This is a genomic window from Providencia rettgeri (genome assembly GCF_023205015.1).
GTDB lineage: Bacteria > Pseudomonadota > Gammaproteobacteria > Enterobacterales > Enterobacteriaceae > Providencia > Providencia rettgeri_E.
On the sequence record NZ_CP096258.1, the window covers coordinates 857,684 to 872,708 of the forward strand.

At 42.1% G+C, this 15,025-nt stretch carries 13 protein-coding genes and 1 other annotated feature (1 of these 14 only partly in view); of the genes, 8 read left to right on the top strand and 5 right to left on the bottom strand.

Annotated features, from left to right (window positions below):
- Positions 1-17 precede the first annotated feature (17 nt).
- Complete coding sequence (locus M0M83_RS03665; RefSeq protein ID WP_248467640.1) at positions 18-788, bottom strand: AhpA/YtjB family protein; 771 nt, start codon at positions 786-788, stop codon at positions 18-20.
- Positions 789-980: 192 nt separating this feature from the next.
- On the opposite strand from M0M83_RS03665, the gene serB reads away from it, so the two are divergent.
- From serB to nadR, 3 genes are all read left to right on the top strand, one after another.
- Positions 981-1,958, top strand: coding sequence for a phosphoserine phosphatase (gene serB, locus M0M83_RS03670; RefSeq protein WP_213912983.1), 978 nt, complete (start codon positions 981-983; stop codon positions 1,956-1,958).
- Between the two features lie 347 nt (positions 1,959-2,305).
- Complete coding sequence (gene radA, locus M0M83_RS03675) at positions 2,306-3,691, top strand: DNA repair protein RadA (RefSeq protein WP_102138951.1); 1,386 nt, start codon at positions 2,306-2,308, stop codon at positions 3,689-3,691.
- Between the two features lie 28 nt (positions 3,692-3,719).
- Positions 3,720-4,955: a multifunctional transcriptional regulator/nicotinamide-nucleotide adenylyltransferase/ribosylnicotinamide kinase NadR gene (gene nadR / locus M0M83_RS03680; RefSeq protein ID WP_125891891.1), complete on the top strand. Its 1,236-nt coding sequence runs from the start codon at positions 3,720-3,722 to the stop codon at positions 4,953-4,955.
- Positions 4,956-5,057: 102 nt separating this feature from the next.
- On the opposite strand, the gene ettA is transcribed toward nadR, so the two are convergent.
- On the bottom strand, positions 5,058-6,725 hold the full coding sequence (ettA, locus tag M0M83_RS03685; RefSeq protein WP_004914750.1) for an energy-dependent translational throttle protein EttA: 1,668 nt from the start codon (positions 6,723-6,725) through the stop codon (positions 5,058-5,060).
- Positions 6,726-7,182: 457 nt separating this feature from the next.
- On the opposite strand from ettA, the gene sltY reads away from it, so the two are divergent.
- Together sltY and trpR are read left to right on the top strand one after the other, a co-directional pair.
- Positions 7,183-9,096: a murein transglycosylase gene (gene sltY, locus M0M83_RS03690; protein ID WP_185746895.1), complete on the top strand. Its 1,914-nt coding sequence runs from the start codon at positions 7,183-7,185 to the stop codon at positions 9,094-9,096.
- Between the two features lie 480 nt (positions 9,097-9,576).
- Positions 9,577-9,894 carry a trp operon repressor gene (gene trpR, locus M0M83_RS03695; protein ID WP_125891892.1) on the top strand — a complete coding sequence of 106 codons (318 nt, stop codon included), beginning with the start codon at positions 9,577-9,579 and terminating at the stop codon, positions 9,892-9,894.
- Between the two features lie 329 nt (positions 9,895-10,223).
- On the opposite strand, the gene yjjX is transcribed toward trpR, so the two are convergent.
- Positions 10,224-10,760 carry an inosine/xanthosine triphosphatase gene (gene yjjX / locus M0M83_RS03700; RefSeq protein WP_248467641.1) on the bottom strand — a complete coding sequence of 179 codons (537 nt, stop codon included), beginning with the start codon at positions 10,758-10,760 and terminating at the stop codon, positions 10,224-10,226.
- 52 nt (positions 10,761-10,812) lie between these two features.
- On the opposite strand from yjjX, the gene gpmB reads away from it, so the two are divergent.
- The gene (gpmB, locus tag M0M83_RS03705) at positions 10,813-11,460 is read left to right on the top strand and encodes a 2,3-diphosphoglycerate-dependent phosphoglycerate mutase GpmB (protein ID WP_125891893.1); all 648 of its coding nucleotides are present in this window, start codon (positions 10,813-10,815) and stop codon (positions 11,458-11,460) included.
- 43 nt (positions 11,461-11,503) lie between these two features.
- On the opposite strand, the gene robA is transcribed toward gpmB, so the two are convergent.
- Positions 11,504-12,418 carry an MDR efflux pump AcrAB transcriptional activator RobA gene (gene robA / locus M0M83_RS03710; protein WP_248467643.1) on the bottom strand — a complete coding sequence of 305 codons (915 nt, stop codon included), beginning with the start codon at positions 12,416-12,418 and terminating at the stop codon, positions 11,504-11,506.
- A gap of 185 nt (positions 12,419-12,603) precedes the next feature.
- On the opposite strand from robA, the gene creA reads away from it, so the two are divergent.
- Complete coding sequence (gene creA / locus M0M83_RS03715) at positions 12,604-13,080, top strand: protein CreA (protein ID WP_213912980.1); 477 nt, start codon at positions 12,604-12,606, stop codon at positions 13,078-13,080.
- A 62-nt stretch (positions 13,081-13,142) separates the two neighbouring features.
- On the opposite strand, the gene arcA is transcribed toward creA, so the two are convergent.
- Positions 13,143-13,859 carry a two-component system response regulator ArcA gene (gene arcA / locus M0M83_RS03720; protein ID WP_004905684.1) on the bottom strand — a complete coding sequence of 239 codons (717 nt, stop codon included), beginning with the start codon at positions 13,857-13,859 and terminating at the stop codon, positions 13,143-13,145.
- A gap of 1,079 nt (positions 13,860-14,938) precedes the next feature.
- On the opposite strand from arcA, the gene thrL reads away from it, so the two are divergent.
- Positions 14,939-15,007, top strand: coding sequence for a thr operon leader peptide (gene thrL / locus M0M83_RS21960; RefSeq protein WP_071548816.1), 69 nt, complete (start codon positions 14,939-14,941; stop codon positions 15,005-15,007).
- Positions 14,946-15,025, top strand: a sequence feature (Thr leader region); it runs 42 nt beyond the window's last position. Its footprint overlaps the gene before it by 62 nt.

A 15,025-nucleotide genomic window follows, 5' to 3' on the forward strand; every position in this document is an offset into this window, starting at 1 on the left:
AATAGCCCTTTTTAGGGCTATTTATCAGACGAATTTGGTTTGTTTTTTTGTGTCGGCCGCTTAGGGCGATAAGGCCGCTGTTCTTTTTTTCGTTTTAAACGTGCTGGTTTCGTTTTTGGGGACGTTTTGCTTTCTTGATCGTCTTCATTGCTTTCATCGTCTCCATTATCATCTTGATTTTCATCAGTATTAACGACTAGCGGTGGGGCTTGCCTGTGGCCTTTCTTTTTCTTTAAACGCAGTAATGTATTAGCTAAAACGAAGCCAATACATAAGGCGAGCAGAATAAAAATTCGCAATACATTGGTGCTGTTATCGGCTTGTTGAATTTCAGCGGAAAGAAGCTCTGTATCAATAGTTAAACGCAAATAGCCTTTGGGTTCTTTTGTGCCTTGGATGGGAACGACAAGTTGGTATTGAAAATTTTGCAGTGATGCGTTGTCATCTATCGCGAGCCGTTCTTTTACCGTTGCAGGCTCACCGACTTGAGTGATCAGTGTGCCACTGGCCGTATAGATGCTAGCATCTAAAATATACCTGTCTTTTACCACGTTATTTAAATTGGCATTAATTCGTTCTAAATTAAAATCTTTACTGCCGGGAACAATATAATCAGATAAGCTGAAAGCAACTTGCTTAGCAAGAACATAAGTCAGTTGTTTAAATTGCTCAATTCTGCCTTGGTTTTGGCTATTTCCTAAATAAGAAATACCATGCATAAGTAAGGTTACCAGCGCAACGCAGATAACGATAATGACTGTTTTGTGGAGCTTAAAGGTAAGTTTCATTGCTTTATTGGTGCTCTCGACTTATTTTGAGTATAAAGGTGTCGTTATACTTCAGCGAATATAGGGTTATCTTCCGTTTTAACAGTAAATACATAAGGTCATAAAGCCTTAAAATTTAGTATAGTGGCTTCGTTCGGCTGCTCGCAACTTATCATTATAAAAAAGTTACATCGATTACAGGAGCTAATTTTCATGTCAACGAGCTTGACCTATTGTTACCTACCCGACGAAATCCAAAAATGGCCAGGGTTGCCATTGTCATTAAGTGGTGAAGAAGTGATGCCATTGGATTATCGTGCTGGGGACAGTGGGTGGTTACTATATGGCCGCGGCTTAGATAAAGCGCGGATCAGTAATTTCCAACAGCGATTAGGGATCGCGATTGTCATTGTCTCCTCGTGGCGTATTGATGACTACCAAGTGGTCAGAATTGCTGGGAGTATTACCCCTCGAATTAAAAAACTCGCTGACGAATGTTTATTAGATGTCGTGCCATTAGGGCAAATTCCCCGTTTGCGTTCACCCGGTTTATTATTGATGGATATGGACTCGACAGCCATTCAGATTGAATGTATCGATGAAATTGCTCGCTTAGCAGGGGTAGGGGAGCAGGTTGCTGAAGTGACCGAGCGAGCCATGCTAGGGGAACTCGATTTTACGGAAAGTTTACGAGCACGGGTTAGCTTACTTGAAGGCGCAGATGCCGCTATTCTTGACCAAGTGATGGAAACACTGCCTTTGATGCCAGGTTTAACGAACCTTGTGCGCAAGTTACAAGCGATGAATTGGCACATAGCGATAGCATCCGGTGGTTTTACTTTTTTTGCGGATAATTTACGTCAACGGCTCAAACTCGTGGCCGCTGTTGCTAACCAATTAGAAGTTAAGAACGGTAAGTTAACAGGCAAAGTGAAAGGCCCAATTGTGGATGCAAAATATAAAGCACAAACCTTGGTGAAGCTGGCGGAAAAACTGGAAATTCCTATTGAGCAAACTGTTGCCATCGGTGATGGGGCAAATGACCTGAAAATGATCCGTAAAGCAGGGCTGGGTATTGCGTATCATGCGAAGCCAAAGGTGTATGCAAGGGCGAAGGTTGCGATCCGTCATGCAGATCTGATGGGGGTGATGTGTGTGTTGAGCGGGGGCCTCAAACACGAAGAACGCTAAATATTCTTCATATTTCGTGCTGTGGCGGTGTTGGCTGCACTCGGCTGCTTGGGTCACATACTTGTGTATGCTCCCCAAGACATCCTCTTTTGCCGCCTAGCCACAACCCGAACTATTTTGAATATTGATATCGATATTTTATGGTTTGTGCTGTGGCAGTGTTGGCTGCACTTAATCACCCTAGTCACATACTGATGTATGCTCCTAGGGCTTAGCTTTACTTGCCGCCTTGCTACAACACCATCCATTTTGAAGATTAAGCCAAATTAGTATTCAAAATTTTAAGATCATTTTGAGTGCTGTGGTTCGTCGGTTGTAATATAGAATAATTTTAAGAGGAGTTTGCTGTGGCAAAAGGGGTTAAAAGGGCATTTGTCTGTAATGATTGCGGGGCGGACTATCCGCGTTGGCAAGGGCAGTGTAGTGCTTGTCATGCATGGAATACCATTACAGAAGTGCGTCTGGCCTCCACAAGCTCTTCATCGCGTAATGACCGCTTAACGGGGTATGCAGGGAATGCGGCAGGGGTGAGCAAAGTCCAGAAATTATCTGACATTAGCCTCGAAGAATTGCCTCGTTTTACTACAGGGTTTAAAGAGTTTGACCGCGTGCTCGGTGGGGGAGTCGTACCGGGCAGTGCCATCCTCATTGGGGGGAACCCGGGAGCCGGTAAAAGTACCTTATTGCTGCAAACCATGTGCTTATTGTCACGTGAAATGAAAACCCTGTACGTCACAGGGGAAGAATCACTTCAACAAGTGGCGATGCGAGCACACCGTTTAGGGCTACCGACTGACTCACTCAATATGCTGTCAGAAACCAGTATTGAGCAAATTTGCTTAACCGCAGAGCAAGAACAACCCAAACTGATGGTGATTGACTCCATCCAAGTGATGCATATGGCTGACATTCAATCATCACCGGGGAGTGTGGCACAAGTGAGGGAAACCGCGGCTTATCTCACTCGCTTCGCAAAAACGCGCGGTGTGGCCATCATAATGGTTGGTCACGTCACCAAAGATGGCTCACTGGCTGGGCCAAAAGTCCTCGAACACTGTATTGACTGCTCTATTATGTTAGATGGCGATGCGGATAACCGCTTCCGTACTTTGCGCAGCCATAAAAACCGTTTCGGTGCAGTGAATGAATTAGGCGTGTTTGCCATGACAGAACAAGGGCTTAAAGAAGTGAGTAACCCTTCTGCAATCTTTTTAAGTCGTGGTGATGAAATTACCTCTGGAAGCTCCGTGATGGTAGTTTGGGAAGGAACCCGGCCGTTGCTGGTGGAAATCCAAGCGCTTGTGGATCATTCGATGATGTCGAACCCACGACGTGTTGCGGTTGGGCTTGAACAAAACCGTTTAGCCATTTTATTGGCAGTGCTACATCGCCATGGTGGGCTGCAAATGTCAGACCAAGACGTTTTTGTCAACGTCGTGGGTGGGGTAAAAGTGACTGAAACCAGTGCGGATTTAGCCTTATTGCTTTCTTTGGTTTCCAGTTTTCGTGATCGTCCATTGCCTAGAGATCTGGTCGTATTTGGTGAAGTTGGGCTGGCAGGGGAAATTCGCCCTGTACCGAGTGGGCAGGAACGTATCTCTGAAGCAGCAAAACATGGCTTTAAACGTGCCATTGTACCCCATGCGAATATGCCCAAAAAATCACCGCCAGATATGAAAGTGTATGGCGTAAAAAAATTAGCGGATGCACTAAGTATTTTGGATGAACTATAAGCTTTTAATTTAGGTAAAAGGAAAATACATGGCTGAATTTGACTATCTCAAAAACGCAATCAAACGAGCAGGGTACACGCTACAGCAAGTTGCGGATGCGACAGATATGACCAAAGGCTATCTCAGCCAGTTAATCAATAACAAAATTAAAAGCCCCAGCGCGCAAAAAATCGCGGCATTACACCGTTTTTTAGGCCTTGAATACCCTAATCAGCAAAAAACCATTGGAGTGGTATTTGGCAAATTTTATCCATTGCATACTGGGCATATTTATTTGATTCAACGCGCATGCAGCCAAGTGGATGAACTCCACGTCATTCTCTGCCATGATGAACCTCGCGATAAAGAGTTGTTTGTTAACAGTTCTATGTCTCAGCAACCCACCGTGAGCGACCGCTTACGATGGTTATTACAAACCTTTAAATATCAAAAAAATATTCATATTCACTCGTTTGATGAAAACGGCATTGAGCCTTATCCACACGGTTGGGAAGTGTGGAGTGACGGAATGAAAGGCTTTTTGAAAAAGCATAATATTAATCCGAGTTTTATCTATTCAGGGGAAGCGAATGACGCTCCGCGCTATAAAAAATACTTAGGTATCGAAACCATTTTGATCGACCCTGAACGCACGTTTATGAATATCAGCGGTAACCAAATTCGCCAAGCGCCATTTCGTTATTGGGAATATATCCCCACAGAAGTGAAGCCCTTCTTTGTGCGTAAAGTGGCTATTTTAGGCGGTGAATCGAGTGGTAAATCGACGTTAGTCAATAAGTTAGCCAATATTTTTAACACATCCAGTGCGTGGGAGTATGGCCGTGACTATGTGTTTAGCCACCTTGGTGGTGATGAGATGGCATTGCAATATTCTGACTACGACAAAATTGCCTTAGGGCATGCACAGTACATTGATTTCGCAGTAAAATATGCCAATAAAGTGGCATTTATTGATACCGATTTTGTCACGACCCAAGCCTTCTGTTTGCGCTATGAAGGTAAAGAACACCCATTTGTTCAGGCTCTGATTGATGAGTATCGATTCGATTTGGTGATAGTTTTGGAAAACAACACCCCTTGGGTGGCTGATGGGTTACGCAGTTTAGGAAGTGATAAAGACAGGAAAGCGTTCCAAAACTTACTGATTGAAATGCTTAAGAAAAATAATATTGAGTTTGTACGCGTCGAATCTTCCGATTACGACACGCGTTTCTTAGAGTGTGTCACCCTCGTTCAACAGCTATTGATGTTAGATGACTTATAAAATTACTCAATAAAAAGCGGCATCTAATGATGCCGCCATGGTGATTCTATCTATATGATATCGTTATGATATCGGTCCCTGCAATCCGAAGAATGAAGCATATTACTTCGTCATTCTTTTGTATTTCATCCGATGCGGTTGCAACGCTTCTGCACCTAAAGTCCGTTTCTTGTAATCTTCATATTCAGAGAAGTTACCTTCGAAGAACGTAATATTACCTTCGTCTTGGTAATCAATAATATGCGTTGCAATACGGTCAAGGAACCAACGGTCATGGGAAATAACCATAGCACAGCCCGGGAACTCTAACAGGGCGTTTTCCAACGCACGTAAAGTTTCAACGTCGAGGTCGTTAGTTGGTTCATCGAGTAACAGGACGTTGCCGCCCACTTGCAGTAATTTGGCTAAGTGTAAACGGCCGCGTTCACCACCAGATAACTCACCAACACGTTTACCTTGGTCTACGCCTTTAAAGTTAAAGCGACCGACGTAAGCGCGGCTTGGAATTTCAAAGTTACCAATACGCATGATATCTTGGCCGTTGGAAATCTCTTCCCAGACAGTTTTGCTGTCATCCATTGCATCACGGAACTGGTCAACAGAGGCAATTTTCACGGTATCGCCTAATGTGATCGAACCAGAGTCCGGTTGCTCTTGGCCTGAAATCATACGGAACAGGGTAGATTTACCCGCACCGTTAGGACCGATAATCCCAACTATCGCCCCTTTAGGGATCGAGAAATTCAGGTTGTCAATCAGAACGCGGTCACCATAGGATTTACTTAGGTTTTCAACCTCGATAACTTTATCCCCTAAACGCGGTCCAGGTGGAATAAAGAGTTCGCTGGTTTCATTACGTTTTTGATATTCCACGCTATTAAGCTCTTCAAAACGAGCAAGACGCGCTTTACCTTTAGCCTGACGGCCTTTGGGATTTTGGCGGATCCACTCAAGCTCTTTCTCGATAGATTTACGACGAGCGGCTTCTGTAGAGGCTTCTTGCGCCAGACGTTCATCTTTTTGCTCAAGCCAAGAAGAGTAGTTACCTTCCCAAGGAATACCTTCACCACGGTCAAGTTCGAGGATCCAGCCCGCCACGTTATCTAAGAAGTAACGGTCATGCGTGATAGCCACAACAGTCCCTTCGTAATCATGTAAGAAACGCTCTAACCATGCAACAGACTCGGCATCCAAGTGGTTAGTTGGTTCATCGAGCAGTAACATGTCTGGTTTTTCTAATAGCAGACGGCAAATTGCCACACGGCGGCGTTCACCCCCGGAGAGGTTTTCAATTTTAGCATCCCAAGCTGGCAGGCGCAGTGCATCCGCAGCACGCTCCAATTGGTTATCTAAATTATGGCCGTCTTGCGCGGAAATAATTGCTTCTAACTCGCCTTGCTCTTTTGCGAGTTTATCAAAATCTGCACCTTCTTCTGCGTAAGCTGCATAAACTTCGTCTAAGCGCGTTAATGCATTTTTTACTTCGCTAACCGCTTCTTCAACGGCTTCACGCACGGTGTGCTCAAGGTTTAGCTTCGGTTCTTGCGGAAGGTAGCCGATTTTCAAACCCGGTTGTGGACGCGCTTCACCTTCGATATCGGTATCAATACCCGCCATAATACGCAGTAATGTCGATTTACCTGCACCATTAAGACCTAAAACACCGATCTTAGCCCCCGGAAAGAAGCTCAGAGAGATATTTTTTAAAATATGACGTTTCGGTGGAACAATTTTTCCAACCCGATACATACTATAAACGTATTGAGCCAATTTATTTACCTTTTGATTTATAAAGGGAATTTTAGTTTTCTGTTTCTATGCAGTAGGAATACATGATCTACTGCGATTGGATAAACAACAATAAATATTTTGGTATGAACTATACCTGATTGCGTATGTGATGGTCTAGGCTATCTGCGTTAACTCGATAGTAAAAACCTAATAAATATAAAGTAAAAGACTGTAAAGTCGAAAAATTCAAGAACTCTCCGCTGTTACTAAATAAAAACTTTCGGTAGCATTCATAGTATTGATATATGTTTAATATACCCGTAATCCTTCACGTTGCAGCGTTTTTTGTTGAGGTGGCTAGTCGAGTTACATAGTTTATCTATGCTCCTCGTCTATCTTAGCTTGTCGTTTACCTGCAACTCGAATTATTTGGGATATATATAGGTTAAGGGCTTTCTTGTATTTTGACTTTAGTTTAGTGATGGAGCGAGTGAATATGAAAGGTTGGTTAGCGGCAGTACCTGTGACAATGTTGCTGGTTTCCAGCACCGTATGGGCGGATCCCTTACAGGCACAAAGGGAACGTTATCAGGCGATTAAGGTTGCATGGGATGCCAATAAAATGGATGAAGTCGAGCGCTTGCTGCCGACCTTGCATGATTATCCACTTTACCCTTATCTTGCTTATCGTGAGCTGACTCAAGACTTAGATATTATTTCACCTCGTCAAGTTCAGGAGTTTATTAATACCTATCCAACCTTGCCTGTCGCTAAAAACCTGAAAACACGCTTTGTCAACGAACTAGCTCGCCGCCAAGAGTGGAAATCGCTGCTGGAATTTAGCCCTGAAGCGCCAAAACCTGCCGAAGCACAATGTAATTTTTATTTTGCAAATTGGGCGGTGGGAAATAAACAAATTGCTTGGCAAGGGGCAGAAAAAGCCTGGTTAAATGGCCGTTCAATGCCGAGTGCTTGTGATAAATTATTTAATGAATGGGAAAAAGCAGGTTATTTAACCCCTGAGATGACCCTTGAGCGTATTAACTTAGCCATAAAAGAGGGCAATACCTCGATTGCGAGTTATTTAGCTAAACGCTTACCGCCAAGTTATAAAACGATTGGCGATGCGTTAGTGAAATTACAAAATGACCCTGCCTCAGTTGTGACATTCGCCAAAACGATGACACCAACAGATTTTACTCGTCAAGCCACCATCGCGGCTTTTAGCCGTTATGCACGCCAAGCCCCTGATGCGGCTCGTACAGTACTGAATAGCATCAGTTCTGCCCAAAAAATGAATATGGCGGAAAAGCAGTTACTTAAAGACAGTGTTGCTTGGCAATATATGGGAGATGTGACCCCGGAGCAGGCTCAATGGCGCGATGAAACTATTCAAGAAAGCAATTCATCGTCATTGAAAGAGCGTCGTGTTCGTTTAGCATTAGGCGCTGGTGATAAAACGGGTGTCGCGTCATGGCTAAAACGCTTGCCAGCAGATGTCAAAAATAAAGAAGAGTGGCAGTATTGGCAGGCTATCACGTTAATTGATGCAGGCAAAAAAGCAGAAGGAGAGGTATTACTTCGCCAATTAACGGAGAAGCGCGGCTTCTACCCAATGGTGGCCGCACAGGTACTAGAAATTGACTACCCGGTGTATGTAAAAAGCGCGGTTAAGCCTGATTCAAGTATTGATCAATTGCCTGAAGTACAACGTGTTCGTGAGTTAATGTACTGGGAAATGGATAACCTTGCCCGTTCTGAGTGGGTGAGTTTAGTGGCATCGTTGCCAGCAAACCAGCAAGAGCAATTGGCGCGTTATGCGTTTGATCATAAATGGGCCGATCTCAGTGTTCAAGCGACTATCACAGCCAAACTTTGGGATCACCTAGAAGAACGTTTCCCATTAGCGTGGGACAAAGAATTCAATTTATATACTAAGTCGAAAGATATTCAAAAGAGCTATGCAATGGCGATCGCTCGCCAAGAGAGTGCGTGGAATCCGCAGGCTCGTTCACCGGTTGGAGCGACAGGTTTGATGCAGTTGATGCCAGCAACAGCAAAACATACCGCGCAGAAGCAGGGCATTAATTATGTGAACACGAGCCAGTTGACTAACCCGACAACCAATATTGAGCTAGGAACAGCTTATTTGGAGGATGTTTATCAGCAATTTGGTAATAACCGTATTTTAGCCAGTGCGGCTTATAATGCAGGCCCTTCACGTGTGACTCGCTGGTTAGGTAACAGCGGGGGGCGCATTGATGCGGTCGCATTTGTCGAAAGTATCCCGTTCTCAGAAACTCGCGGTTATGTGAAAAATGTGTTGTCGTATGATTTATTCTATCGGCACTTTATGGGGCAGAAAAATAGTAAAATATTGCTTCCTAATGAGTGGAATATGAAATACTAACAAATACTCTTCATATTTCGAATTGTAGGGGTGTTGGCTACGTTTGCTAACCCTAGTCACATACTTGTGCATGCTCCTAGGGCTTAGCATCACTTGCCGCCTACCTACAATCCGAACTATTTTGAGTATTCATCTTTATTATATTTCGAATTGTAGGGGTGTTGGCTACGTTTGCTAACCCTAGTCACATACTTGTGTATGCTCCTAGGGCTTAGCATCACTTGCCGCCTACCTACAATCCGAACTATTTTGAGTATTCATCTTTATTATATTTCGAATTGTAGGGGTGTTGGCTACGTTTGCTAACCCTAGTCACATACTTGTGTATGCTCCTAGGGCTATCCTCGCTAGTCGCCTAGCCACAACCCAAACTATTTAGCGTATTAACGCAGTAACTAAATGAAAATGGCGTTTGATTGATGATTTCCAATAAGAGTGTGTTATTATTTGTACTAGTTAAATAGTATGGGTGGATAAACGATGACAGCAAATCAACAACATGACCCGGCACTGACTGCCGATGAAAACGCTGACTGGCTGCGCTTTGTGAATTTATTACAATTGGCATTTGAACAAGATATTCATTTGCCAGTTCTTCAGTTATTACTCACGCCAGATGAACGTACAGCATTAGCGACTCGCGTTAAAATTGTGCAAGAGTTGATGCGCGGTGAAATGAGCCAAAGAGAACTGAAAAATGAGCTCGGCGTGGGGATAGCAACTATTACCCGGGGTTCGAATAGCTTAAAGTCAGCGCCTATTCCTGTGAAGGAGTGGTTGGAGTCTCAACTTCTCTAAAATACGCGTCATATTTTGCACTGTCGCGGTGTTGGCTTCATGGGTTAGCCTTAGTCACATACTTGTGTATGCTCCTAAGATCTAACCCATTTGCCGCCTTGCGACAGCACAAACTATTTAGCGTATTGGGGAAACATTTATTTCTTTTAATTTTCAGTCCATAAAGACTAGCTTCTTTGATAACAGCTTGTCACAGTACGAATTATTTAGAATATTAATACCCTTCATATTTTGAATTAATAGTCATAAAAAAAGTATGGTTTCCCATACTTTAGTGTGAAAAGCGTGGTGTTTAATCGCACATGCAATTTTAATTATTTTAAGTATAATTAATCTTCTACTTGGTTTAGCTCTTTATAAATTTCATGATTAATGGGAACCAAGGCCAATATCAAGGCTTGTTGGTAAACACTGGTGCGAGTTAATACCCCGTCAGTGAAAAAGCCAATAGCACCACCTTGTTGTTTGATATTATCGATGCCTGTTAAAAAGGCCATTTCATCGCCGAGTTCACGGCCTTCACGAATACCCGCCAGAATTTTTTCTGGGATCATAATACTGGCAGAGCGAGATTCACCACGTATTTGCTTATGTTCAATCACTATCCAAGCAAATGTCATATCGTCTTCGATACCCGCTTCAATACCAACCCAAAAATCCGCTTCAGGGCGAACTTGTCTAGAGGCCATAACACGTTGTCTAGCCCCAGTACGGGTTTCATTATTACCGATAGGTTGCTGTGGAACGCTGCTATCGACATTAATATCTTCAATTTGATAACTGCCAGCCCCAAAAACAGCATCGAAAGCAAGATGGATCGCTTTAATTTTGGCAGGATTAGTCGTTGCAGCTATAACTTGGTACATTAATTATTTTCCTTTGAACACATACTTCGAAAAGTAATAACGGAACACATCTATGTTACAGGTTTATCTTGTTCGCCATGGCGAAACTGAATGGAATTTAGCTCGTCGCATCCAGGGACAATCCGATAGCCCTCTGACCGCCACTGGACGACTGCAAGCAAGGCAGGTGGCTGAGAGGATAAAGTCAGAAGGTATTACCCATATTATCACTAGTGATATGGGACGCACACTGGAAACTGCACAAATAATTGCAAGTGTGTGCGAGTGTGAAATTACCACAGAACCGCGTCTACGTGAACTAAATATGGGTGTTCTTGAACAAAGAGCAATAGAGTCGTTAACGCCAGAGGAAGAACTGTGGCGTAAAAGCTTAATTGATGGAACCCGAGGAGGACGAATTCCAGAGGGTGAATCAATGGAGGAGCTGTATACACGTATGTTTGCAGCACTTAATAGTTGTTTAGATTTGCCTGAAGGTAGCCGCCCACTAATTGTTAGCCATGGGATTGCGTTGAGTACGTTAATTAGCCGTATTATGGGGGTTCCTGCTTACTCAGAACGTCGCCTACGTTTACGTAACTGTTCGTTATCTCGTGTTGATTATCAAAACAGCCCATGGTTAGCGAATGGTTGGATCGTGGAAACAGCAGGCGAAGTAACACACTTATCGCAGCCTGCTCTTGACGAACAGCAAGGCTAACTATTTAGAAAAAGGAGTTTCAATAAACTGAAACTCCTCTTCTTTAAGGGGTTGTGGCCGAACCTGTTTTGATGGGGACATAATAATCAAAGGTATCGATGTGTGTTTTAGGGTCATCATTTTCTGGGGTGATGTGACGTAAATCGATGTTTTTTAATCGGTAATGTTCGATGTCATAACCTGGTCGGCGTGTTAAATTCAGCTTAGGCAGATATACACCATAAATTTGGTATAAAAACTCTTGTAATGCATCTCGAGTTGGCGTGCCATTGAACGAAAATTTAACATAATGGCCACTTGGTAGCGTTAAGCTCGTGTATTGGTCAGTATTAAAACTCGCATCTTCAGGTTTTACCGCCGTGGTATAGAATACCGTTTGTTCATCTTCTTTTTCTGGATTATGAATGGCATGGTGCAAGCCAAAAACTTCAGACGCAATCGTCGTCGTATTATCCAAATAGTAGTGCCAAAAAGTTTGGCGCATTTGCGAACAAGCGGTCGACCACTCTTCTAACGCATAAGAACAACTTTGTTCCAAGCCAACTAATTCTTGTGCAGGCATTTGTAGGAACTCATGTTCAATATTCGTGTGATTATCTAAAATAATCGGTGGGCAAATACCTGCCGCACACCACTCTTCACTCCGACGGTAAAAAGCAGGGGTTAGGTTAAACTGCTTTTTAAAGGTTCGAGTAAAAGTTTGTTGCGAATCAAAGCGATACTGCAATGCAATATCAAGAATTGGTCGGCTTGTTAGCCGCAATGCCACAGCCGCACGAGAAAGCCTTCTGGCACGAATATAAGCACCAATCGCTTGGTCAGTCACCTCTTTGAACATTCGTTGTAAATGCCACTTTGAGTAACCCGCTTTTGCGGCAACATTATCCAGCGAGAGTGGTTTATCTAGGTTGTCATCTATCCAGCGAAGCAAGTCGCGAATAATATTAGTTTTATCCATGTATATCCCCAGCCAATGCGACTTATAGAACAGATATAATCTATCAATGAATGGCTATTCTATATCAAGTTATCTTTTTCGGTTATAGTAAATGAGTTGTATTTGATAATTAGTTAAGAAAGTGAATAATAAGTCTTGCTTTACTACGAGGTTTTACCGATTTTTAGTTGAATAGGAAATTCAGTATGCGTCGTTCCAGATTAAAAAATATCATACTTGCGGCATTATTATCAGTGTTGCCGAGCATCACATTTGCTGAGGAAATTGGTTCAGTCGATACTGTTTTTAAAATTTTCGGCCCTGATCATAAAATTGTTGTAGAAGCATTTGATGATCCGGATGTTGAGAATGTCACTTGCTATTTAAGTCGTTCGAAAACAGGGGGGATCAAAGGGGGGTTAGGGTTAGCGGAAGACACCTCTGATGCTGCCATTTCATGTCAGCAAGTTGGACCGATTGAGTTAAGCGACCGCGTCAAACGTAAACCAACAAAAGGGCAGGTTGTTTTTCAAAAACGAACGTCTTTAGTCTTCAAAAAATTACAAGTTGTACGTTTTTACGATCCAAAACGTAATGCATTAATCTATTTGACTTATTCAGATAAGATGATCGACGGCTCACCAAAAAATGCGTTAAGTGCAGTACCAATTATGCCTTGGTGATTAATTTAGATGATAAAAAACCGGCTAAATAGCCGGTTTTTTGAATATCAATTCAAAATTGATTATTCGTCTAAATCACCACAGAAACGATAGCCTTCACCGTGGATGGTCGCAATGATTTCTGGTGTGTCAGGCGTTGATTCAAAATGTTTACGAATACGACGGATCGTGACATCAACCGTTCTATCGTGTGGCTTTAATTCACGGCCAGTCATTTTCTTCAGCAGGTCCGCACGAGTCTGAATTTTTCCTGGGTTTTCACAGAAATGCAGCATCGCACGGAATTCACTACGAGGTAATTTGTAGTGTTCACCTGCCGGGCTGACTAATGAACGGCTATTGATGTCTAATTCCCAACCATTAAACTTATAGCTTTCAACTAAACGACGCTCTTCGGTACCGCCCGCTAAATTCATTGTACGGGACAGTAAGTTGCGAGCACGAATAGTCAGTTCGCGTGGGTTAAATGGTTTAGTGATATAGTCATCAGCACCAATTTCAAGGCCAAGGATTTTATCCACTTCGTTATCACGTCCGGTTAGGAACATTAACGCAATGCTTTCTTGCTCACGAAGTTCACGAGCAAGTAATAAACCGTTTTTACCTGGTAAGTTAATATCCATGATGACTAAATTGATGTCATGTTCAGAGAGAACATTATTCATCTCTTCGCCATCAGTTGCCTCATGAACCACATAGCCTTCCGCTTCAAAGATACTTTTCAGCGTATTGCGTGTGACAATTTCATCTTCAACAATCAAAATGTGTGGGGTCTGCATAGTTGCTACCTAAAGTATTAAAATAAGAATACTGAACTCACAATCCGTTTCCAGTTAGGTGGTTATTGATATTGTTCTTCTGGAAAAACACGCTTATGAGTATAAATTTGTTTTGAAATTCAACAGTGCCATCATGTTGCCATTTTAGGCAAAAGACTTTAACAACAAGTCTAAATATAAGCACTTTCCCAATATTGTACTGTTAACAGCAATATAACAGCTAATACTGCATTTACCACCTAAAAAACTAACTTTTGTTGATACATATCAAAATCAATTGTAGCACGTTAACAAAAATTGTTAGGTAGATAATTATATAAATTAATGCAGTATTTAGGAATCAGATAGCGTCTAAAAAAAGGGGAGCCGTTGATGCACTGGGGAGCTTTAGCTTGGTATTAATGAATATAATCTTCAATGGGTTAAATATACCATCATAAATAATGTTTAATTTGTGAGTTACCTCCAATTTTGAAAGGTTATTTTGATACACAGAAAGGTAAGTAATCACTCTGGTTAGAGATAACAGGATGCAAATATTCAATTTGTAAGTTTTTGTGTTATTTAATTAGGAAATATACTTATTTTATTTTGATAGTGTCAGTTTTTAACAATCACCTAGCATTTGTTTGTAATTTAAACAGACAAAAAATGTGGATTCAAGTCCTCATACTTACCTTGTCATTTATTGTCATTACCGATTGTAGATTGATGACCATGAATGGTAAATGGCATGAAATATATGCGTTGAATGCATCGGTTGGGTTGCTCACTTTTTCATCTTGATTCTCTTCACAAGAAATGGCTAAAGGTCATCTTTTTTGTCTATTTTATAGGCGATTTTGTTTTTTGTCGGTTAAAAAATTATTCATCTTTAAATTTTAATTATTTTGGTTTTAAAAACCAACATTGGTGTGATGGGGGTCTTTTTGGAAAGGTGTTTTTCGTACTGGTAGATAATTTATCAAGTAAAAAAAGGGTTTTAAAAGGGATGTTTTACAAATAAATTTGACAAAATATAGCAATTGCTTTAACCGTATAGGGAGAAACTTAAAGAATCTAAGAGACAGACAGAATCTATGCGTAATATCAGCCTGACTATTATTATTACCACCACCACCGTAACCACAGGAAACGGGGCGGGCTGACGCATCCAAAAAATAAAA

Excerpts from the sequence above, each read along its gene's own strand:
- serB (WP_213912983.1), top strand. The coding sequence starts at position 981 with ATGTCAACGAGCTTGACCTATTGTTACCTACCCGACGAAATCCAAAAA.
- sltY (WP_185746895.1), top strand. The coding sequence starts at position 7,183 with ATGAAAGGTTGGTTAGCGGCAGTACCTGTGACAATGTTGCTGGTTTCC.
- gpmB (WP_125891893.1), top strand. The coding sequence starts at position 10,813 with ATGTTACAGGTTTATCTTGTTCGCCATGGCGAAACTGAATGGAATTTA.
- trpR (WP_125891892.1), top strand. The coding sequence starts at position 9,577 with ATGACAGCAAATCAACAACATGACCCGGCACTGACTGCCGATGAAAAC.
- robA (WP_248467643.1), bottom strand. The coding sequence starts at position 12,418 with ATGGATAAAACTAATATTATTCGCGACTTGCTTCGCTGGATAGATGAC.
- M0M83_RS03665 (WP_248467640.1), bottom strand. The coding sequence starts at position 788 with ATGAAACTTACCTTTAAGCTCCACAAAACAGTCATTATCGTTATCTGC.
- yjjX (WP_248467641.1), bottom strand. The coding sequence starts at position 10,760 with ATGTACCAAGTTATAGCTGCAACGACTAATCCTGCCAAAATTAAAGCG.
- creA (WP_213912980.1), top strand. The coding sequence starts at position 12,604 with ATGCGTCGTTCCAGATTAAAAAATATCATACTTGCGGCATTATTATCA.
- nadR (WP_125891891.1), top strand. The coding sequence starts at position 3,720 with ATGGCTGAATTTGACTATCTCAAAAACGCAATCAAACGAGCAGGGTAC.
- arcA (WP_004905684.1), bottom strand. The coding sequence starts at position 13,859 with ATGCAGACCCCACACATTTTGATTGTTGAAGATGAAATTGTCACACGC.